The organism is Flavobacterium sp. TC780 (assembly GCF_056783245.1).
Genome location: NZ_JBXBAV010000067.1, coordinates 1 through 21,547, shown reverse-complemented (window position 1 = coordinate 21,547; position 21,547 = coordinate 1). Strand labels below are relative to the sequence as shown.

17 protein-coding genes and 4 pseudogenes are annotated in these 21,547 nt (G+C 30.2%); 3 read left to right on the top strand and 18 right to left on the bottom strand.

Translation table 11 applies throughout. From position 1 onward, the window contains the following. Nucleotides 1–7 precede the first annotated feature (7 nt). The 10 genes and pseudogenes from AC1RYN_RS06660 to AC1RYN_RS06615 all read right to left on the bottom strand — a co-directional run bounded on the left by AC1RYN_RS06660 (nt 8) and on the right by AC1RYN_RS06615 (nt 11,210). Nucleotides 8–2,274: pseudogene (locus AC1RYN_RS06660) on the bottom strand (helix-turn-helix domain-containing protein). 161 nt (nt 2,275–2,435) lie between these two features. Then, nucleotides 2,436–3,023, bottom strand: coding sequence for an OmpH/Skp family outer membrane protein (locus tag AC1RYN_RS06655; protein ID WP_481806331.1), 588 nt, complete (start codon nt 3,021–3,023; stop codon nt 2,436–2,438). A 680-nt stretch (nt 3,024–3,703) separates the two neighbouring features. Continuing rightward, nucleotides 3,704–4,552, bottom strand: coding sequence for a class I SAM-dependent methyltransferase (locus AC1RYN_RS06650; RefSeq protein WP_481806339.1), 849 nt, complete (start codon nt 4,550–4,552; stop codon nt 3,704–3,706). A 91-nt stretch (nt 4,553–4,643) separates the two neighbouring features. Then, the gene (locus tag AC1RYN_RS06645) at nt 4,644–5,054 is read right to left on the bottom strand and encodes a GNAT family N-acetyltransferase (RefSeq protein ID WP_481806330.1); all 411 of its coding nucleotides are present in this window, start codon (nt 5,052–5,054) and stop codon (nt 4,644–4,646) included. Nucleotides 5,055–5,628: 574 nt separating this feature from the next. Beyond that, nucleotides 5,629–7,500: a tRNA uridine-5-carboxymethylaminomethyl(34) synthesis enzyme MnmG gene (mnmG, locus tag AC1RYN_RS06640; RefSeq protein ID WP_481806329.1), complete on the bottom strand. Its 1,872-nt coding sequence runs from the start codon at nt 7,498–7,500 to the stop codon at nt 5,629–5,631. Nucleotides 7,501–7,684: 184 nt separating this feature from the next. Next, a complete protein-coding gene (gene ybeY, locus AC1RYN_RS06635) occupies nt 7,685–8,104 on the bottom strand; it encodes an rRNA maturation RNase YbeY (protein ID WP_481806328.1) in 420 nt (139 codons plus the stop codon). Further along, on the bottom strand, nt 8,101–9,105 hold the full coding sequence (locus tag AC1RYN_RS06630; protein WP_481806327.1) for a hypothetical protein: 1,005 nt from the start codon (nt 9,103–9,105) through the stop codon (nt 8,101–8,103). The genes ybeY and AC1RYN_RS06630 overlap by 4 nt, the downstream gene beginning before the upstream one ends. Before the next feature lie 10 nt (nt 9,106–9,115). Beyond that, entirely contained in the window at nt 9,116–9,718 is a 603-nt protein-coding gene (locus tag AC1RYN_RS06625; protein ID WP_481806326.1) for a coiled-coil domain-containing protein, read from the bottom strand. Nucleotides 9,719–9,778: 60 nt separating this feature from the next. Then, nucleotides 9,779–10,741, bottom strand: coding sequence for a hypothetical protein (locus AC1RYN_RS06620; protein ID WP_481806325.1), 963 nt, complete (start codon nt 10,739–10,741; stop codon nt 9,779–9,781). Nucleotides 10,742–10,934: 193 nt separating this feature from the next. Further along, nucleotides 10,935–11,210 carry a hypothetical protein gene (locus AC1RYN_RS06615; protein ID WP_481806324.1) on the bottom strand — a complete coding sequence of 92 codons (276 nt, stop codon included), beginning with the start codon at nt 11,208–11,210 and terminating at the stop codon, nt 10,935–10,937. 363 nt (nt 11,211–11,573) lie between these two features. Here AC1RYN_RS06615 and gltX point away from each other — a divergent pair. Together gltX and AC1RYN_RS06605 are read left to right on the top strand one after the other, a co-directional pair. Further along, nucleotides 11,574–13,073, top strand: a pseudogene (gene gltX, locus AC1RYN_RS06610) (glutamate--tRNA ligase). Nucleotides 13,074–13,219: 146 nt separating this feature from the next. Then, nucleotides 13,220–14,207, top strand: a pseudogene (locus AC1RYN_RS06605) (SPFH domain-containing protein). Nucleotides 14,208–14,232: 25 nt separating this feature from the next. Here the strand turns inward: AC1RYN_RS06605 and AC1RYN_RS06600 are convergent. The 6 genes and pseudogenes from AC1RYN_RS06600 to AC1RYN_RS06575 form a co-directional block, all read right to left on the bottom strand. Then, complete coding sequence (locus AC1RYN_RS06600) at nt 14,233–14,487, bottom strand: DUF6327 family protein (RefSeq protein WP_481806323.1); 255 nt, start codon at nt 14,485–14,487, stop codon at nt 14,233–14,235. A gap of 3 nt (nt 14,488–14,490) precedes the next feature. Then, nucleotides 14,491–14,841, bottom strand: a complete 351-nt coding sequence (locus tag AC1RYN_RS06595; RefSeq protein ID WP_039118043.1) for a hypothetical protein — start codon at nt 14,839–14,841, stop codon at nt 14,491–14,493. 145 nt (nt 14,842–14,986) lie between these two features. After that, nucleotides 14,987–15,316, bottom strand: coding sequence for a YtxH domain-containing protein (locus AC1RYN_RS06590; protein ID WP_039118044.1), 330 nt, complete (start codon nt 15,314–15,316; stop codon nt 14,987–14,989). Between the two features lie 81 nt (nt 15,317–15,397). Then, on the bottom strand, nt 15,398–15,877 hold the full coding sequence (locus AC1RYN_RS06585) for a hypothetical protein (protein WP_481806322.1): 480 nt from the start codon (nt 15,875–15,877) through the stop codon (nt 15,398–15,400). A gap of 1,481 nt (nt 15,878–17,358) precedes the next feature. Continuing rightward, the gene (locus AC1RYN_RS06580) at nt 17,359–17,502 is read right to left on the bottom strand and encodes a hypothetical protein (protein ID WP_481806321.1); all 144 of its coding nucleotides are present in this window, start codon (nt 17,500–17,502) and stop codon (nt 17,359–17,361) included. A gap of 258 nt (nt 17,503–17,760) precedes the next feature. Continuing rightward, nucleotides 17,761–19,443: pseudogene (locus AC1RYN_RS06575) on the bottom strand (glutamine--tRNA ligase/YqeY domain fusion protein); the annotation flags it as partial. Between the two features lie 117 nt (nt 19,444–19,560). Between AC1RYN_RS06575 and folB the strand changes: the two are divergent. Further along, nucleotides 19,561–19,923, top strand: a complete 363-nt coding sequence (gene folB, locus AC1RYN_RS06570; protein WP_481806320.1) for a dihydroneopterin aldolase — start codon at nt 19,561–19,563, stop codon at nt 19,921–19,923. Nucleotides 19,924–20,627: 704 nt separating this feature from the next. On the opposite strand, the gene AC1RYN_RS06565 is transcribed toward folB, so the two are convergent. Beyond that, nucleotides 20,628–20,954 carry a LysE family transporter gene (locus AC1RYN_RS06565; protein ID WP_481806319.1) on the bottom strand — a complete coding sequence of 109 codons (327 nt, stop codon included), beginning with the start codon at nt 20,952–20,954 and terminating at the stop codon, nt 20,628–20,630. A gap of 142 nt (nt 20,955–21,096) precedes the next feature. Next, on the bottom strand, nt 21,097–21,387 hold the full coding sequence (locus AC1RYN_RS06560) for a GIN domain-containing protein (protein WP_481806318.1): 291 nt from the start codon (nt 21,385–21,387) through the stop codon (nt 21,097–21,099). Nucleotides 21,388–21,547 lie beyond the last annotated feature (160 nt).

The following is a 21,547-nucleotide window of genomic DNA, read 5'->3' as shown; positions in this document are numbered from 1 at the left end:
TAACTTCTTAATTCAAACTTGCTTTAAACATTCGCAATTCATCCCAAGTAAATTTTTCTCCATGTTGTTCTTTCAAACCCGTAAGCGATTCTTCTTTGTAGAACTGAAAAGCTTCAGTTAGTGCAGTAATTTTATCCGGAGATAAAACATCTTCAACCTTAATCTTTTTCTCTTGAATCAATTTTACAAAATGAGATTCAATTGTTTGAGTAGTCAGTTTACGAATAGTAGCAATTTCCGAATAGAATTTTTCTCAAGCCACAATTCATAGGTCTCTTCTATAGTAGATTTTTTAGCTGTTTTCTCTTTCGTTGTCTTAGCAGAATAACGCCTAATTGGCTCATCATCATCAATTAAGTCACTATTTTTATTTTTAAAATTTTCTTGAATAGTTGTTGTTTTCTTTGACCTGTAATTTTTAATCTCTGGCGAAGTTAATTTCTCTTTAGATATAGTTTCACCCGCAACAACAGTTTCGATCAATAAACGGGCTTTAAATAGGCGTAAAACAGCTTTGGTCTGCAATTCTTCCAATAAATTTAATTCATCATAAAATGCTTTCATTTTTTTTGCACGCTGAATTTCTTCCATTTTATACAAAAGCTCATCAACCAATTCGTCCATAGGTTTCATGAAATAACCATAGGCTGCCTCTATCCGTTCAGAAACATGTATTAAATCAACCGTTTCATTATTAAAAATCCTGTTTAACTGAACGATGAATTTTTTTGCTGGATCAACAAGTGATTCAATTATCAAAGTTTGCTTCTTAGCCCAAGTGGCATGTTTGGCTTTTTGAGAATTTTCAGATTTATCATTATAGCTGTATTGATGATTACGCCATTCTTGAGCAAGATCAGCCCAATCAAAACTGTTAGCCAAATACTTATGAATAAAATTCTTTGTTTCAAAGTGCAGTGAGTTCTTCAATAATTCTTCCGAAGCTTTATTCAAAGCGTAATCCATTACATCTTGATCGTTAGAAATACCATTCATACGCAGCGGAGAAAGCAAAATAAGCCCATTTAAAGAACGTAAACGCGACAATGCTACATATGCTTGCCCAGGAAGAAAAACTTGCGATACATCGAGTGCAGCTTTGTCAAAAGTCAGACCTTGGCTTTTATGAACCGTAATTGCCCAAGCTAGCTTAATCGGATATTGCACAAAAGTTCCTAGAACCTCCTCCTCTATTTCCTGAGTCATTTCGTCAACTTTGTAACGAATATTTTGCCATTCGTATTTTTCAACTTCAATGGTTTTATCTTCTTCTGGAAAATGAACCATGATTTCCTGACTCGAAAGTGACTTAATTACACCCATTTTACCATTGAAGTAATTTTTATCAAAAGACAAATCATTCTTAACAAACATAACCTGAGCCCCAACTTTAAGTTGAAGATTTGGATCAAGTGGGTATATTTTCTCAGGGAAATCCCCTACAATATCAGGAAAATAATTATTCATTTTTCCTTTTAAATCATTGATTGACTGATTATTAATTGTATCAGCTTTAGCATTATGCGTAGTAAGCGTTATATAACCTGGGTTATTTTTTAAGTCAAAATCAGGCTGAACATACTGATTCAAACTCTGAATATCTTGTTGTGTAATCTGATTGTTACGCAAATTGTTTAAAACGGAAATAAAAGAATCGTCTGTTTGTCTGAAGATTTTAGATAATTCAATATACAAAGGCGGATTTTGTTGAATTACATGCGAATGAAAAAAGAATTTTCCTCGGTAATACGTTCTCAAAGTTCTCCATTCTTCATCACGAATTACAGGAGGCAATTGTAATAAATCGCCAATAAATAAAACCTGAACACCACCAAATGGATAACTATTCTTACGAACGGTTTGCATCATAAAGTCCATAGCATCAAGTAAATCGGCACGCAGCATACTTACTTCATCTATAACTAAAAGCTCCATATTTCTAATAACAGCACGCTTTACATTATTCATTTTAAAATGCCTGCGCAAAGTTGCTTTCGTTTCAAACTTAGTTGTTTCAGAAAATTGTGGAGAGGAATTATCCGGAATAAATCCAGCAAATGGTAGCTGAAACATGGAGTGAATTGTCACACCTCCAGCATTTAACGCTGCAATTCCAGTGGGCGCAACAACAACAGTGTTTTTGTGAGTAGTTTCAATAATTTCACGCAATAAAGTAGTTTTTCCAGTTCCAGCTTTACCTGTAAGAAAAACGGAACGTTGCGTTTGATTAATGAACTGTAATGTGTAAGCTGCGGCTTCGGAAATATTTTGCATTTGGCTTGTATTTTAGAACTAAAAAGAAACGAAATTCATATCAGAAAATCATTTTACAAAAATAGAAGAACATATTGAGTAAAAAGCCTACTTGTAAATATTTTATAATAAAAAAAGCCTATATCCAGAAAGATATAGGCTTTAAAAATAGTTTGTTTGAATTATTTTTTAACTGTAGCTGAGTCTTTTGCTTTAGCATCAGTTTTAGTATCTAGTTTTGTACCAGCTTTGTAGTTATCGTTCAAAGCTTTAACAATCTCTTTTGTAATATCAAATTTGTCTTCTGCATATAAAATCGATGCGGCATCTCCAGTACCGTAAATATAAGCGTACCCTTTTTCTTTACCGTAATTCTTGATGAATTTTTTAACTCCTGTAACTAAAGAATCCATTTCTGCACCACTTTCTTGTTGCAATTGTTGAGCTAATGCTTGTTGAGCATATCCCAATTGTTGTTCTCTTTTTTGTAACTCAGCACCTCTTTGTTGCGCCCATGCTTGACCATTGGCTTGTGCTTGGCTTTGAAAATTAGCAGCATCTTGTTTGAAACGAGTAATCTCCGCTTGAAGCTGTCTACCTTTTTCCTCTGCTTGTGCTTTGTATTTAGCTTCTAAATCTTTTGCTTCAGTGTACTCTTTCATTAAAACTGAAGTATCAACGTAAGCTGTTTTTACTTCCTTAACTTCTGCTGGTTTATTACAAGCAACTACTGAAATCGAAAGTGCGATAATTACTAATGCTTTTTTCATTTTGTTAATTTCTATTTTTTTAAAGTATGAATGACAAAAATATAAAAAAATCAATAGCATCGACATAAAGTTTAAAAAATGCTCCATTTTTCTAGCAATCAATTTTTGTTATCAAACTTAGATTATTTATAATTTACTGCTATTAATAATGGATTTACCAGCCTTCATTTAAGCGATTTTCTAAAAAAGGGAATACAAATACATATTTACCATCTAAAAAGCGCTTTAAAACAATTAAAAATGCGTTTTGCTTGTTTTTTAAGACATAAATGTGAGATGAATATTCTAAAGTTCGCTTTGCTTTCCAATTTGACTTTAATCCGATAAAAAACGCCGATAGATAATTCATTTTTACAGTTTTTCATTTTAAGAAAATAGACTCACATAAAACGCGTCAAATTTCAGTACAAGAATTTTTTCTAAATGCTTAACTGTTTTTTTTTAAAGAATCGATTTAAAAAAAAAATACAAAAAATGAATTGACACATCAAAAGTGCCAAAAATGTTTGAAAATGCTCCATTTTTCTAGTATCAATTTTTATTATCAAACTCTATTTATTTATAATTTACTGCTATTAACAATGGATTCACCAGTCTTTATTTAAGCGATTTTCTAAAAAAGGAAATACAAATACATGTTTACCACCTAAAAAGCGCTTTAAAACAACTGAAAATGCGTTTTACTTGTTTTTTAAGACATAAATGTGAGATGAATATTCTAAAGTTCGCTTTGCTTTCCAATTTGACTTTAATCCTATAAAAAACGCCGATAGATAATTCATTTTTCCGGTTTTGTATTTTTCCGAAAGTAAGCTCACATAAAATGAATCAAATTTCATTGGAAAAATTTTTTCCAGGCGCATATCTACTTTTTCAAAAAGAGACTGAATTGCTTTTTTTGAGAAATGCCAAAAATGAATTGGCACATCATAAGCTGCCCAAAAAGTTTTATAATGATTAGCATCAAAAGATTTAAAATTTGGAACTGCTACAATTAACGTTCCAGTTGGTTTTAGTAATCGCTTCAATTCTTGAATTTGCAATTCTAAATTTGGAACATGTTCCAAAACATGCCACATCGTAATTACATCAAAAGAATTATTTTCTAACTCCGAAATTTTTCCAACAAAAGAAATTCCTTTTTTGATTGCAATAGATTTTGCTCTATCGCTCGGTTCTACTCCTACTGTATCCCATCCATTCTCTTTTGCCGTTAATAAAAAATCTCCGGTTCCAGCACCAATATCCAAAATTCTACCCTTTTGTGGATTTTCAGAATTAATCAAATTTAATTTATTCTTCAGTGCAATATTTTTGACAATGTGATATGCTTTTTCAAATAACGAACGTTTGTTGTCTGTGTGCGAAATATAATCTTCACTTTCGTAATATTTCCCCAAATCATTTTCATTGGGTTGTGGAGATGTAATTAGCATGTCCAAAGTTTCATCGTAATACAATTCAAAAATTTCTTTAGAAACTGAGTGATCTTTTACAGTAAGAAAATGTTTTTTGTTTAAAACGTCCATTTTATAATTATTGGTATTTTGGTTTATTTTTATAGCAAACCCTAAAAACAAAATCTTTCATTTTTAGGGTTTTTATTATTTTATTTTTTCTTTAACGCTTCCAGTATATTTTGACAGCCGATATTTTTTCATTTTTCATTCTTATTTCTGAACAAACAGTAAAACCGTTTTTTACATAAAACAACAATGGCGATTTATATGGCGCTGCATTATTTTTAAATTCATTCTCATGGTCAATAACCCAACCATTCAAATTATCATTATTCTTTTTTAATTCTTTAATCAATAATGAGCCTTTCCCATTTCCTTGAATTTGACTATCAATAATTATTGCAAACCAATCTTCATTTTCTCTCAAAAAAGTGAATGCCCATCCTTTAATTTTATTCCTATCAAGTAAAAAATAATGCTTTGCATTCGACAAACTATTTAAATACAAATCAAAATCATGAATTGCTTCATGATTTAAACTCGCAGGATATTCATTGTTCCAAAGTTGCAATAAGGATTCTTTACGTTTTGATTATAAAACCTGTTGTCTAAAAATCTTCATAATCCAAAAAATTAAAAACTTATTATTCTCTGTAAAATCAAGACTTCACAAAGTAGTTTCACGTGGAACATATATTTTTAGATTTCAAAATCAAGACTTAAAAAAAAAATTATTTTATTCTTATAATTCAAAAAATAGTTTACAATCTAAAAACTCAATCCTTAGCATATTCACAAACAAATCAGATCCACATTAGTTTTACAAAAAAACAAACTGATACATTCCCTAATTCTATAATAGCAACAAAAGTAAACTACAGATTTAAAAATTAATTCCAAAAGAAATAAAAATGAATACAATTTTATGAAAAACTAAAAGTTAAAACTTTCTAACAAAATCAAGGCTTAACAAAATAGTTTCACGTGGAACAATTTGTTTCTAATTTCAAGTTTTACGTTAACTAGCCCAACCTTATTAAAACATATTGGTTTTAATAATTAAAGATGCACATTAGTACATCTTTAATTATTTAAAAAAATCGAATCAAGTACAATCTTGAAATTTGAAATTTTAACCCAATATTTTATCTGCCCATATAAATCAGCAACACCGAAATATCACTTGGAGAAACTCCGCTAATCCTTGAAGCTTGAGAAATCGTCACTGGACGAATTTTAGCTAGCTTTTGCTTAGCCTCTATTGACATTGATTTAATTTTATTATAATCGAAATTTTCTGGAATCTTCACTTCTTCTAATCTTGTTAGCTTATCGGCGTTATTTCTTTCTTTCTCGATATAACCAGAATATTTAACTTGAATTTCGGCTTGTTCTAAAATCTCTTGATCTAAATCATTTGATTCTATATATTCCTTTACTTTCTCAAATTTCTTAATATCCTCCAAATCTATTTGAGGACGAGAAAAAACCTTAAACATTTTATCTCCTTGAGAAATCAATGCTGTTCCCTTAGATTCTAAAATAGGATTTGCTTCTGCAACCGAAACACTCGTTTCTTTAAAAAAAGCAACCATCTTTTCAGATTCTTTTAATTTGTGTTCCATTCTGCGTAATCTCTTTTCAGAAGCCAAACCAATTTCATAAGACATTGGTGTTAATCTAAAATCGGCATTATCTTGACGCAACAATGTTCTATATTCAGCACGAGATGTAAACATACGATAAGGCTCTTCTGTTCCTTTCGTAATCAAGTCATCAATTAAAACACCAATATACGCTTCATCGCGTTTCAAAATTAATGGTGCTTTTTCGTGCACTTTTAAATGCGCATTTATCCCCGCCATTAAACCTTGCGAAGCTGCCTCTTCATATCCAGTCGTTCCGTTTATTTGTCCAGCAAAATATAAACCTTCTACTAATTTAGTTTCAAGTGTATGTTTCAATTGCGTTGGTGGAAAATAATCATATTCAATTGCATAACCAGGACGGAAAAATTTCACGTTTTCAAAACCTACAACAGTACGCAACGCTTTAAACTGAATATCTTCTGGTAAAGAAGTAGAAAAACCATTTACATAAACTTCGCAAGTATTCCACCCTTCTGGTTCAACAAATAACTGGTGACGTTCTTTATCAGCAAAACGATTAATCTTATCTTCAATAGAAGGGCAATATCTCGGGCCGATACTTTTTATTCTTCCATTAAACATTGGCGAACGATCAAAACCTGATCTCAAAATATCATGCACATCCAGGGATGTGTATGTCATATGACAAGACCTTTGATGAACCAAAGGTGTAGTAACATCCGAGTATGAAAACTTATCCGGTTTAGCATCTCCCTTTTCTTCATTCATTTTAGAATAATCCAAAGAACGTCCATCCACGCGTGGTGGCGTTCCTGTTTTCATTCTACCAGATTCAAAACCTGCTTGAACTAAATCTTCGGTGATTCCGTATGCAGCACTTTCTCCTGCTCTACCTCCTCCGAATTGTTTGTCACCAATATGAATCAAACCATTCAAGAACGTTCCATTTGTCAAAACAACCGACTTGGAGCGAATTTCGATTCCAAGCGAAGTCCGAACACCTTTTATCTTTCCATTCTCAATAATTAAACCTTTTACCATTTCTTGATAAAAATCAAGATTAGGAGTTCCTTCAAGCATCATTCTCCATTCTTCTGCAAAACGCATTCTGTCGCTTTGAACCCTTGGCGACCACATTGCAGGTCCTTTTGATTTGTTCAACATTTTAAATTGAATTGCTGTACGATCAGAAACAATTCCTGAGTACCCACCTAGCGCATCAATCTCACGCACAATTTGTCCTTTTGCAATTCCTCCCATTGCTGGGTTACATGACATCTGTGCTATGTTTTGCAAACTCATTGTTACAAGCAAAGTTTTAGATCCAAGATTTGCGGCCGCTGCCGCGGCCTCTGAGCCGGCATGACCTGCGCCGACAACAATAACATCGTATTCTTCTAAAAACATTTTGTTTTATTATTCTCTAGAAACAGTTTAAGGCTGGTTCCAGAATTAACTTTATTAATTTGTTCCACGTGGAACTACTATTCAAAATCTAAAAAAACAATGTTCCACGTGAAACATTGTAAATTATCTATAACTAAACCAATTCATGTTCCACGTGGAACATGAATTAATGAAAGTAATTTAATTATCGTTCCACGTGGAACATTGCTATTTTCTCCTCTTCTTTAGAGCGCATTAAAGTCGCTTCGCTTTCGGACTTATCCTTATAACCACAGTAATGTAATATACCATGAGCTAATACTCGCTTCAATTCATTCTCAAAAGAAACATTGAAATCGATAGCATTGTCACGAACTCTTTCCACAGATACGAATATATCTCCGTTTATTTCGTTGCCAACAGTATAATCAAAACTTATAATATCCGTAAGTGTATCGTGATTAAGATACTCAACGTTTATCTTATGAAGGTATTCATCATCACAAAATATATAACTTATCTCCCCTTCTTTTTTATTCTCAGAAAGAATCACAGCCGATAGCCATTCTTCAAACGCTTCTTCATTCTCTAAAACGAAGTCTGTTTCGTAATTAAAATTGATCATTTTGTATTAAAATATTCTTGAACCTTTTGATTAAAATTCGAGCGCAAAGGTAATGATTGTCTATTTAAAATCTCTATGCTATTTAAATAATCTGATAATGACGCTGGCAACGCATTAGATTGATTATTAAATTCTTTCCTATTTGTTTCTGATTGTCGCTTGTTCTCTTGACCTTGTTCTTGAACAGCTGTATCTAACTTTAATAATTCTTGCTGAATATTCAATATACGTTGCAAGTTTTCATTCTTAAAACCTTTATTCAAAAGTTGTTTTTCCAATTGTTTCATTTGTTCTAATGCCTTTTGTCCATTTGGACCAAGCCCTTGTTTTTCTAATTCCTTTTGTAAAGCTTCTCTAAGACGAACCTGCTCTTTATAAATCTCCATTATTTCTTGAGCGTTTCCTTCTCCATCATCGCCGTTTTCACCTGAAGTTCCTTTGTCACCAGACTTAGAATCTTTTCCATCTTTACCACTTTTACCGTGACCAGGCTCTTGCCCTTTCTCCATTCCATCTTTCATTTTCTTTCCTAAACCCTCTTGTTTTTTCATGATGTCTGGTAATTGCATACCCTCACCTTGACCAGGTTTAGGTTGCCCTGAACTAGGACTAGCCATAGACATTTGCATATTACTCAATAAATCACTTAAAAAATCTGCCAATTTGTTTGCAGAGGAAACAGCATATTGTTGGTGAGAAACACCTTTACGGATCTGAACATCCGTTAAAGTTTCAAGCGCTTTGTCCATATTATACTGAACGTTTCCAATTTCTTTAGTAACATCTTCGGCTATTTTAGGGTTACGTAATGACAATGCAAACAAGCTATCATCGATATGTTTAAATTGCAATTTTAAATTTTGCTGAATCTTGATGTTTTTATTAAATACAGATGATCCTGTTTTAATAGATTTAAATTGCAACATAACCGCTTCTTCTGCTAATGAAAAAGCTAAAAGATTATCTAAAATCTGACGCAACATTTTTACATCTTCTTCCAATTGTTCTTGCTCAGAAGACTGTATTTCCTTCCTTCATTTTCTGAGCCATCTCTTTCATTTTCTTTGCAGCATTTTTCTGTTTAGGCTTAGCTCCTGCACTGTTGCTTTTCTTTAACTCTTCTGAAGCTTTCTTCAAATCATTATCAATATCTTTTTCTTTATTAGCATCAGCTGGTATTTCTATTGGAGCTTTTAAAGACTTATTCTCCTCCTTTAAATCTTTTAAATCTTCCTGAAGTTTATCAAATGCTTTATTAATTTCGTCTTGCTTCTCTGAAGTGTTTTCTTTTTCTTTATTAGAAAGTTGCTCTTGTTTATCTGCTAACTTATCCAGTTTATCTTTTAGCTGTTCAGCTTTTTTAGTTACATAATATCTCTTTGTAAGCTCAACTAATTGCTCTAAATTCTTAGATTGGTTTTTAGAAATTTGTTTAAATTTATCTATCTTATCAAACAATTCATCACTCTTGATTTTATCATTTAGGTCTTTAAGTTCATCTAACAATTTTTGATTTTTCTCTAAATCCTTATCAGCATTATCTAAACGTTTTTGTAAATCTTCAATAGTTTGATCTTTCTTTTCTGTCTTGAATTTATCTAGATTCTGATTCATCTTCTTCAGCAAATTCTTTCATCATTTGGTCTTGTTGTTTCTGACGCTTGATAAAATCATTTACTTTTTGTTGTCTTTGAATTCTAAACTATTCTTTTCCTTGCCTACTTTTTGAAGTTTTTCTAATTCTGAAAGTTGCTTGTCTTGACTTTTTAGAGATTTAGAAAGCGCATTAATATTACTGTTTTGCTGTTCTAAATCTTGTTCATGCAATTCATCATTAGTAGCCACACGGTCTGAGAAAACGGAAGACTTTGCACTCTTGAAATTATGTGGAGCATCGTTATCAAAAACTTCAAAATAATATTCATAAGATACACCTTGCTCAACAGGAAGATTACTAGGAAATGAAAAAACAAATTGATCAAAGACATTGTTCTTAACAGTAATTGTTCCACGTTTGGCAGTGTTAGGTTTGTTGCGCTCGTAATACACTATTTGCAATTTTGACAAACCATAATCATCTGATAATTGCCCTAACATATAATCCTTTCCTAGCTTTAAACTATCAGGAGCAACGCTTACATTGATAGTAGGATACTGATCTTTGATTACTGAGAGCTGATAATTGAGTTTTTCGTAGTTTTTAATCTTATTATTAGATGTAAGGATTTGATATTCTGTATTTTGAGCAATATTTTTAGATAAAATAAAGCTATTATCTGCTTTTACAAAGGGAATTAATGTGCTCCCTTCTTTCCAATCCACATTTTGAGTAGATTTGGTATTAATTTTCCAAGTTACACGAGTTCCTTCAGGTAAAATCGCATTACCAGTGCCACTTATAGTTTCACTTTTTTTATTTAAATAAGATGGATAATTTAATTGCATTTCGAAGTTTGCAATAGAAGGAACTGTAATAACTTTCAGTTCATAAGATGGAGAAGTTACCTGATTAGCCTCTACATAAAACTCAACGTTACTATTCGGCTTTTCGATTTTAAATTCAAATACTCCAGGTTTAGTTGATTCCATAAAATAACTTTCGTTTTCAATATGAATCATAACATTCCAGGATAACATTCCCTTCAGATTGTACTTGAAGGATAAATCTTTATTCCGTTCAGTTTGTAAATTTGAATTAGAACTACAAATTTCAAAGGAGCAGGTGGTAAAAAAGCAGCATTAAAGTGCACTACCCGATTTAAACTTTGAGAAAGGATACCACTATTTCCAGAAATATAAAAAACTAAAAAGAATAAAATTGGTATTAAAGCTAAGGGTAAATATTTCTTGTTAGCACTAAAATTAATTGCATTGTAAACGGAATCAATTGTAATGAATTTGCTTTTTGTTCAATAGAAGCCAACATTAATTCTGATTTTTCAATCTCATTAGTAGTAGATGATAGTTGTAAAAAATTAGTTAATTTATCATTTACTTCTGTGAAATGATTTCCAATGATTCTTGAAGCTTCCTTATAATCTATCCCTTTTTGAATCTTAAATAATTTAAAAAGTGGAAACATGATAAAACGAAACAACAGAAACACTTCTACACATACAAAAGCACAAAACAAAAAGAGTTCTTCCTAATGGCTTTAACCAAGAAAATATTCAATTAAAATGGTAAATAAAAAATATAATAAACCAAATCCAGTAAAAAGAAGTAAACCTCTAATCAACTCATTGGTGTAATATTTCTTTATAAAATCTTCAAGCTTTTGATATATAAATGGAACTGTTTTCAAAATAGTATTCTGTTTTGCTTATAACCTATAAAAGTAATAATTTTAATTAGATAATGATCTATTAGATATTTAGTCAATTGAACTGCAAAAACAACACATTATCACATTAAAACTCATATTCAAATTCTCTAATTAGAATCGTATCTTGGTATAAAATTTAAACAAATGTCAAAGCAAGTTCGTGTGCGTTTTGCACCAAGTCCAACTGGACCATTACATATTGGTGGTGTTCGTACTGCCCTATTTAATTATTTATTTGCAAAAAAACATAACGGTGTTTTTTATCTTAGAATTGAAGATACAGATCAAACCCGTTTTGTTCCTGGAGCCGAAGCTTATATTATGGAAGCTTTAGAATGGTTAGGAATAGCTCCAGATGAAACTGTTGGAAAAAATGAAAAATTTGGTCCATACAGACAAAGTGATCGTAAACATTTATACCAACAATATGCTGATCAATTGATCAATTCAGGTTGGGCGTATTATGCATTTGATACTCCAGAATCATTAGATGCTCTAAGAAAACAACACGAAGCAGAAGGAAAAACTTTTATATACAATCATCATAACCGTGAAAAGCTGGATACTTCTCTAGTAATTTCTTCTGATGAAACTCGCTAAGAGAATTACTAATGGTGAACATTATGTAATCCGTTTTAAAACTCCGGTTAACGAAACATTGCATTTACAAGATATTATTCGTGGCGAAGTTAAGTTTGAAACTAATCTTTTAGATGATAAAGTTTTATTTAAAAGTGACGGAATGCCTGATGAAACCATTTAGCAAATATTGTAGATGATCATTTGATGGAAACATCGCATGTAATTCGTGGTGAAGAGTGGTTACCATTTATGCCTTTACATGTTTTACTATACAGAGCTTTTGGTTGGGATGCACCAGAATTTGCGCACTTGCCATTAATTCTAAAACCAATTGGTAACGGAAAATTATCTAAAAGAGATGGTGATAAACTAGGTTTCCCAGTATTTCCATTAGAATGGAAAACGGAAGAAGGTGTTTCATCTGGATATAGAGAAAGGATTTTTCCCAGAAGCTGTTATTAACTTCCTAGCTTTATTAGGTTGGAACGATGGAACTGACAAAGAAATCTTTTCATTAAATGAATTAGTAGAAGCATTTGATCTGAACAGAGTACACAAATCAGGAGCGAAATTTATCTAGAACAACAAATGGTTTAATCACCAACATTTGATTAAACAAAATAATGAAGATTTAGCTAAGGACTTCTCTCCTATTCTTGAAGAAAAAGGGTTCTCGACTCCGCTAGAACTGACAACAAAAATAGTTTCTCTGATAAAAGAACGTGCTCATTTTGTTTCAGAATTTTGGGAATTAAGTGATTTCTTTTTTCAAGCTCCTACATCATATGATGAAAAAGCAAGTAAAAACTGGAAGGAAGAACCTGCATTAATGCAAGAACTTACATCTGTTCTAGAAAATATTAAAGATTTTACTTCTGTAAATATTGAAACTATAGTAAAAGATTGGATGACTAAAAATGAAATTGGAATGGGTAAAGTTATCAACCTTTCCGTTTGAGTTTGGTTGGAGCTTTAAAAGGTCCTCACCTATTTGACATTGTTGAAATCATAGGAAAAGAAGAAACAATCTCAAGAATACAAAAAGCAATAGTAGCTTTATAAACAAATAAATACAACAATTCATAAAAGCGTTAAGAATAGCCTCTATTGGTATTCTTAACGCTTTTTTATTTTAATGAAAACATAACGTATTAAAATGGAAGAAATTTCTAAATTGACCGTTAATATTTAAACTAAATTTATCAGTTATGAACATTCCAATTATTATTCTTTTAATCTTCGGATTATTTATTTTCTTATCGTCATTCTTTACAGTAAAGCAACAAACATCTGTAATTATAGAACGTTTCGGGAAATTTCTTAGTGTAAGAACTTCTGGTTTACAATTAAAAATACCTATGATTGATAGAATTGCTGGACGAGTAAATCTTAAAATCCAACAGCTAGATGTAATCATTGAAACAAAAACTAAAGACAACGTTTTTGTAAAACTTAAAGTTTCAGTTCAATTTATGGTTATTAAAGAAACTGTGTATGATGCATTTTATAAATTAGAATATCCACACGATCAAATTACCTCTTATGTATTTGATGTTGTTCGTGCCGAAGTTCCTAAATTGAAATTAGATGATGTTTTTGAAAGAAAAGATGATATCGCAATTGCAGTAAAAAGAGAATTAAATGAGGCAATGACTACTTATGGATATACAATTATCAATACATTAGTAACAGATATTGATCCAGACATCCAGGTTAAAAATGCAATGAATAGAATTAATGCTGCTGATAGAGAAAAAACTGTAGCAGAATTTGAAGCAGAAGCATCTAGAATTAGAATTGTTGCTAAAGCAAAAGCAGAAGCTGAAAGTAAGAGATTACAAGGTCAGGGTATAGCAGATCAAAAGAAGAGAAATTGCCAGAGGTCTTGTAGAAAGTGTAGATGTTTTAAATAAGGTGGGAATTAATTCTCAAGAAGCATCAGCCTTAATTGTAGTTACTCAACATTATGATACATTACAAGCTATTGGTGCAGATGCAAATTCTAACTTAATTTTATTACCTAATTCACCACAAGCAGGGAGCGATATGCTAAATAATATGGTAGCTTCTTTTAGTGCGTCCAATCAAGTTGGTGAAATGATGAAGAAAACAAATAAAAAAGTAAAACCAAAGACTGAAGAAAAACCAGATTATGAAGCTCCTGAAGCTCCTGAAGCTCCAGAAACAGAAGAATAATTTATATATTAAATTTAAAAAGAGGCTAATGGCCTCTTTTTTTGTTCATAAACCAAGCTAACAAATATGGGATAGCAGCTTGAATAATTTTTATATATGAATTAGAAAGTATCGTTTTGTACGAACCTAAAAACCCATTTACTATATTTTGAGGTTCTAAAGATTCCTTAGTTTTTTGAACACTTAAAACTAACTTCTGATAATTAATTTGTTTTTCTAATTTTAGAATTTCCAATTCTTGTTCAATTTCAGCGTATGATGAGTATTTTTTAGTTTCCATAATTTAGTCGTTAAAAAAGATTTCTGAAAATTTCTCTAAGATTGGTCCTTCTACCATTTTATCCTTTATAAAGAAAATAAGTATTGTTGCTAATAAATACAACCCTCCTACTATAAGAAAACCAAAAGTATAACTTCCTAAAGCGGCACTAATTGCAAAAGCGGCAGCAACAGATCCAAATAACATAACCATACTGAAACATAATAATATTAAAATAAATTTAAATATTACTGTTGTCGATTTCATTGCTACTTTGAAACCCCATAATTTATAATAAGCCAAGTGACTATCAACATAAGCTTTCGCTTGATCTTGAATATTTTCTGTATGTTCTTTTAATTCTTCAAAAGCCATAATAACTATTTTAGTTGATATTGATAAAAACACAAAGTACACAATGAAACCAATGTATTGTGATTCTTAAAATTAATTAATTTTTTTGAAACAATAACAATTAAAGTCCAATGTGTACTTTGCTATGCCTTAAAAATAGGCTATTTTATTTTTGAAGTTTAGCGTTTTGAGTTTTCAAATCCGCCAATTTAGATTCTAGAAATGAAATTACTTCTTCTGTTTTGTAGCTCATATTAGATAGCAGATTTTCGTAAGTTCCATCTAAATCTTCTTTTGCATTCAAAAACTTATCGCGCAATTCCTCAGTAGAAGTTTCTAATTTGTGTTTCAAATTATGTTTTGCATCATCTATTCCGTGTTTGATACGCCCTCTTGTTTTTGAACCTTTATCTGGTGCAAACAAAATTCCAATTCCTGCTCCAATTGCTGCTCCGGTAAGAAGCGCTAATATTGTGTTTCCTGTGTTGTTTGACATAACTATAATTTTTAAAAGTTAATACTAAAGATAATCTATTTTTTACAAATAAAATTCTGATAAATAATGTTTAATATAATTTTAATATACGTAAGCAATTGCATGGTACTTACCATCTGGTTTTTCGACTATTGCTACAAACGGATATCCGTTATCAGCTGACTTAGTTTTGATACGTCTTTCAGTATGTTCTTTTAAAGCCAAAGGTGATTCTCCTTTTGTTTTTGTTGACAATCCTGAAAAAGTTTCAACTTCTTTGAGTCCAATAGTTTGACTTGGTTTTAAAACTTTTACCAAACTATAATCCTTTTTGTCACCTATTACAATTTTAGAAGAAATAGATTCTGATTTAGAACTTGCTTTTTCTTTAAGAGAAGAAACTGCATATTTACTAATAGTATATTGTTCCTGGCTTCCATTCAATGAATAATAAAGAAGATCATTATCTTGTTTTATATAATTAACATCTAGTTGTTCTCCGTTATGTTTGATTATTTGATGAGTTTGCGAAAAAGCAAAACTCGTAAATAATAATCCTAATATTAAAAATTTGATTTTCATAATTTCTGATTTTAAGTTTAACTAACAAATTAAACCTCGATAAGCAGATTATAAAATGAAATAAACAATTTTGAAAATAGTTAAAAATCAATTTAGGCGATTTTGGTAATTATGAAATAAAATTGAAAAACACTTTGATAAAAAAGTATTATCAAAACTAAATCATAAACAAAATACAAACGATAAATTAATTTTAATAATTCCATCTAAAACTATTCAAAACAAAAATTTGTATAATAACAAATTTTAAGATTTAAGAAATAATTTTATAATCATAGCCCACTCCATTTTTATTTTAAAATGAATTAATTCATTTTTTAAAAATTTGCTTAATTAGCTTTTCATAAAAATAATATATTTATTGGTATTTGCATGTTAACAACCCGTTAAAGCGTCTTTAATTTGACTAAAAATTAAAATAAAGAACGCTAATCAATCCTTTTTATAAAACCAATATTAGAGTTATCCAATTTCAAAAAACATCTTAAAACCGATATATAGAAGCTGTTTTTAATATCTAAAAACTATAATAAAACACAAAACCATAACGTATATAAATAATATCAAAAACTATAAATAATTATATTTTATATAAATAAAATTGATAATTAGTTTGTATCCTATTTTTACAATAAAATTTTCATACTGGACAAATTTCTATTATTTGAGGAAACGAGATAATTTTGAGATTACATCTGAAAAATCTAAAAAAGAAAATATAGACAGAGCAAAAAATTGAATAGAGAATCAGTAAAATCTATCAAAATGGGAAAAATACTGTATTTATAAATATTTCAGTGTCAATTAAGACAAAATCACGCTTAAATTAAGTCTAAAACTAAAATAAAGAACGCTAATTAATCATTTTCTCAAAACCAACAATAGAGTCGTTATAATTATAAAAACGTCTTAAAAACAATATATATAAGCTGTTTTTAATCTAAAAAAACTATATAAATTAAAAAAACAATAATTAATACTAATAATAGATAAAATCACAAACAACACATAATTTACATAAATAAAATTGATCATTAGTTTTCATACCATTTTAACAAAACGTTTTCTCACTTACTAGAAATATTTTTTTGAGGAATTAAAATGATTTTAAAATCAAAAAATGTAAAACAGTCTCTAAGTAAAAAATTTGAATTGAAATCTGGTAAAAGCATCAGAATTGTAAAGATTTTGTACTTATAAACATTTCGATGTTAACAACGACAAAATCATCTTGAAATTAAGTCTAAAATTAAAATAAAGAACGCTAATTAATTATTTTTATAAAAACGATAATTATATTAACTGATTATTAAAAACGTCTTAAAATCAATTTATGAAGGTTGATTTTAATATAATAAAACTATCAATTTTCAAATTTAAATAGAAATTATAAATAATAAAAAAAGCGCTTATAAAAGCGCTTTTTGATAACTAAAATTGATGTTATTTTTTTAACATTTCTTCGCAAAATTTCCTTTTCTCTATTCAGAAGCATTTTTTGGAGGATTTGAATTTAATTTTTGAATTTCATCTTCAAACTGATTTCTAAAATTTTCTGTTTCCAAATCTCTTAAATTTAAAAGTGCTTTCGAACGAACATAAGTCGATTCACTTCTTAGTGACATGCTATATAATTTTTTAATTTCTTCTTCTTCAAAATCAGATGATTTTAAATTTGAATATTTCAGAATGAATTGAGCAAATAATAACGAACTTTTATTATTGTTAATATATTTTCTTTAATAATTTTGTAATAATGAAAAACTTGAAATAGCAGCTATACTCTCCCCTATTGCATTTTCTATAGCTAAACGCTCAGGTTTAGTTTCAACTTTGAAATATTTATTGATATCTTTTAAAGAATTATTAATGCTATTTTCTTCTTTTTTACCTTTTTCTTCCCAAGCATCTTTTAATCCAACAGTTTTGTTAAACACTAGTTTTGAAGCAGTTGAATCTTTATCAACAGTAAAATAACCTAAGCGTTGAAACTGATAAATTTATCTTCATTATTAGCTGTAACCCAAACTTGGTTCTACAAATCCAGTAACAATTTCTAACGAATTTGGATTTACAAAATCCAAGAAATTTTATCTTTATAACTGTCTGGAGCTTGATCAATATAAAACGTATCATACAAACGAATTCAGCTTCTATAGCATGTGCAATCGAAACCCCTGTAAAGTTCCTGATACTTTGCGTTGGCTTGCTTCACTTCCACTTCCACTTAAAGAATCTGTATCATAAGTAACGTGAATTTCTGTAATATTTCCTTCAGCATCTTTTATAACACTTTCTCCTTTAATGATATAAGCATTTTTAAGACGATTCTTTTTTCCTAAAGTTAAACGGAAAAATTTAGCTGGAGCTTCCTCTAAAAAGTCTTCTCTTTCAATATATAACTCTCTTGAAAATGGCACTTTCTAAATCCTGCTGTATCATCTTCCTGATTATTTTCTGCATCAAGTAACTCTTCTTTTCCTTCTGGATAATTAGTAATTACCAATTTTACCGGATCTAAAACAGCCATTACACGTGGTGCAATTTTTGTTCAAATCTTCACGAATACAAAACTCTAAAACTGATACACTTATTAAATTATCGCGTTTTGCAATTCCTGTTGAATTAGCAAAATTACGTAATGAAGCAGCTGTATATCCTCTTCTTCTTAATCCAGAAATTGTAGACATTCTTGGGTCATCCCAACCGTTACATGATGTTCTTTAACAAGTTGTTGCAATTTTCTTTTACTAACAACTGTATGCGAAAGATTACGTCTTGCAAATTCTCTTTGCTTAGGACGTAGTTTATCTTCGTCTATAATTTGATCTAAAAACCAATCGTATAATTCACGGTGAGGCAAAAATTCTAGCGTACAAAATGAATGTGAAATACCCTCTAAATAATCACTTTGTCCATGTGCCCAATCGTACATTGGATAAATTTTCCAGGCATCTCCCGTTCTATGATGATCCTTGTGTAAAATTCTATACATGATAGGATCACGCATCAACATATTAGTAGATTTCATATCTATTTTTGCACGTAAAATATGAGTTCCAGCCTCAAATTCTCCGTTTCCGTCCTTCTTTCAAATAAGTCTAAATTTTCTTCTACTGGCGACGATTTCTATATGGACTATCAGTACCAGTAGTTGATGGGGTTCCTTTTTGAATTGCCATATCTTCTGAAGATTGACTATCAACATAAGCTTTATCTTTTTTAATTAATAAAACTGCCCAATCATATAATTGCTGAAAATAATCAGATGCATAACGTTCTTCTGACCAAGTATATCCTCACCTTCAACGTCTTTTTTAATTGCATCTACAAACTCTTGTTCTTCCTTTTCTGGATTGGTATCATCAAAACGTAAATTTACAGGTGATTGATAATCAAGTCCTAATCCAAAATTTAAAGCAATAGAACTTGCATGACCAATATGCAAATAACCATTTGGTTCTGGTGGAAAACGAAAATAAAGCTTATTTTTGATAATCCTGATTTCTAAATCTTCTTCTGATGATTTGTTCAATAAAATTGAGTGATTTTTCTTCTGATGCCATTATTTATAGTAATTTTAGCAAAGATAAAAAAGTTTATAGTTTTCGGTTTACAGTTTACAGTTTTCTTTGGAAACTTCTCAGTAAATCTGAAACTTAGAACAAGAAATTAAATTAAAAATGGGAATTATTAAACTAAAAAACATCCGTACTTTTTCTTACCACGGATGTTTAATTGAAGAAGGAAAAATTGGATCTGATTATGAAGTGAATTTAGAAATTCATGCTAATTTAAGAAAATCTGCCGAGTCTGATCATCTTGCAGACACGGTTCATTATGTACATTTGAATAAAATTGTTGAAGAAGAAATGGCCATTAGATCTAAATTATTGGAACATGTTGCCAAAAGAATCATTACAAGGGTTCTTGATGAGATCCCAATGATCACAAAAACAATTGTTGAAGTTTCAAAGATTAACCCTCCTATTGGTGGTGATGTTGAGTCGGTTACAATTAGAATGAAAGAAACTAGAAAGAAATAATTAGAATGAAATTTTATTTCTTTTAAAAAATTTAAAAAATAGTTGGCTTTAAGTTTTTAAAATTTAAAGATTATGGTTACTTTTGCCATCCGTTCAAGTAATGGCGTCGTGGCCGAGCGGCTAGGCTGGGCTCTGCAAAAGCTCCTACTCCGGTTTGATCCGTGGACGATGCCTCAAGAAGAGATACAGAAATGTATCTCTTTTTTTTATGCTTAATTTTTAGAAAAAATTAGATAAAGATTATGTTTGAAGCCAGACGATATATCTAAAACCTTCAAAAAAATTTGGTGTTTTTTTTATGCCTAATTTTTCCTCAATATTTTCAAAATCAACGGAGTCGAAGTCTTATTAAACAGTGTTATTACCTTTGTCAAAGTTTTAAACTTTGTCAATAGTGCTAGAAAAAATAAAAAAAGGTTTTAAACATAAAAAAACCTCTCATAATGAGAGGTTTAAAAATATATTTTGCAGTTATTAACAACTACTTTTCTATCTTTTCAAAAGCATGTTTTACCATTTCTTTTCTTTTGGAAACCATCCTTGAACTATTAAAACAAATCCAAAAATCATTAAAACTACACTTATTCCTTTTTTAATTTTAAAGAACACTTGACGGTGTCATTTTAGATTTTAATTGCTTTGCTAAAACAATTTTTATACAGTCAATTATTAAATAAGTTAATACAACTGTTACAAAAAATGCACTACTTGACGTTTGCATTTCTAATTTTTGATCCAATAGAAATAATTATTGCAACCCAAAAACCGAGTACTCCGATATTAATAACATTTAGGAAAAAGCCTTTTGCAAAAAGGCTTCCATAGTTCCTTTTGATAATATCACGGTCTATTTCTTCGTCGTTTATTTTCGCTTCCTTCTTGAATTGTATAAACGAAATAATACCGTAAGCCAACATGATTATGCCTCCAAAGATAAAAAGGGCTGGTTTATCTTGTAAGCTTTTAATTAATCTATAACTTCCTAAATAAGCGATAGCTATAAAAAAAATGTCTCCTAGTATCACATCCATTAAACTAAAGCGGCTCTAAAACCTTTAGTAATACTCAGTTTCTAGCAATGATAAAAAATACTGGGCTTACCATAAAGCTTAAAAATACTCCCCATGTGAATCCCTGCTATAATATCATTTATCATTAAAATAAAATTTCGTTTTATTCCTTTTCTTCAATCCTACCGCCTAAAACAGTTTTTTGATTAATTTGTTTTGGTTTACCATAGATGTAAATATAGCCACCAGCATTCACTTTTGCATCAACTAAGGTAGTAGCATAGATTTCGGCATTTCCTCCCGCAGAAACGCTTATTGTTGTTTGTGAGGTATGTAATTCCTTTGCTTTTAAAATTCCTCCTGAGCCTAAACTAGCAACCTGATTACTTGCTTCACCAGAGACTCTGATTGTTCCTCCAGAAACTGCTCTTACTTTAGCATTATCAACATCCAAAATTACATTGATTTCTCCTCCTCTTAGAATTTAAATCAATTGTTGTTTGTTTGAATGTTTCTTTACTTGAAACTCTACTTCCTTCACTTACATCAATACTTTCGATTCGTTTGTAATACAGCTGTATTGATATATCATCTCCTGATAAAAGTTTTGGAAT

What these genes read in the sequence shown, in the direction of transcription:
- AC1RYN_RS06625 (WP_481806326.1), bottom strand. Translation starts at nt 9,718, where the DNA reads ATGAATCAGAATCTAGATAAATTCAAGACAGAAAAGAAAGATCAAACT.
- AC1RYN_RS06565 (WP_481806319.1), bottom strand. Translation starts at nt 20,954, where the DNA reads ATGGATGTGATACTAGGAGACATTTTTTTTATAGCTATCGCTTATTTA.
- AC1RYN_RS06580 (WP_481806321.1), bottom strand. Translation starts at nt 17,502, where the DNA reads ATGTCACTAAGAAGTGAATCGACTTATGTTCGTTCGAAAGCACTTTTA.
- AC1RYN_RS06590 (WP_039118044.1), bottom strand. Translation starts at nt 15,316, where the DNA reads ATGTCAAACAACACAGGAAACACAATATTAGCGCTTCTTACCGGAGCA.
- AC1RYN_RS06620 (WP_481806325.1), bottom strand. Translation starts at nt 10,741, where the DNA reads ATGTTATCCTGGAATGTTATGATTCATATTGAAAACGAAAGTTATTTT.
- AC1RYN_RS06650 (WP_481806339.1), bottom strand. Translation starts at nt 4,552, where the DNA reads ATGGACGTTTTAAACAAAAAACATTTTCTTACTGTAAAAGATCACTCA.
- AC1RYN_RS06595 (WP_039118043.1), bottom strand. Translation starts at nt 14,841, where the DNA reads ATGGCTTTTGAAGAATTAAAAGAACATACAGAAAATATTCAAGATCAA.
- AC1RYN_RS06600 (WP_481806323.1), bottom strand. Translation starts at nt 14,487, where the DNA reads ATGGAAACTAAAAAATACTCATCATACGCTGAAATTGAACAAGAATTG.
- ybeY (WP_481806328.1), bottom strand. Translation starts at nt 8,104, where the DNA reads ATGATCAATTTTAATTACGAAACAGACTTCGTTTTAGAGAATGAAGAA.
- folB (WP_481806320.1), top strand. Translation starts at nt 19,561, where the DNA reads ATGGGAATTATTAAACTAAAAAACATCCGTACTTTTTCTTACCACGGA.
- AC1RYN_RS06655 (WP_481806331.1), bottom strand. Translation starts at nt 3,023, where the DNA reads ATGAAAAAAGCATTAGTAATTATCGCACTTTCGATTTCAGTAGTTGCT.
- AC1RYN_RS06585 (WP_481806322.1), bottom strand. Translation starts at nt 15,877, where the DNA reads ATGAAAATCAAATTTTTAATATTAGGATTATTATTTACGAGTTTTGCT.
- mnmG (WP_481806329.1), bottom strand. Translation starts at nt 7,500, where the DNA reads ATGTTTTTAGAAGAATACGATGTTATTGTTGTCGGCGCAGGTCATGCC.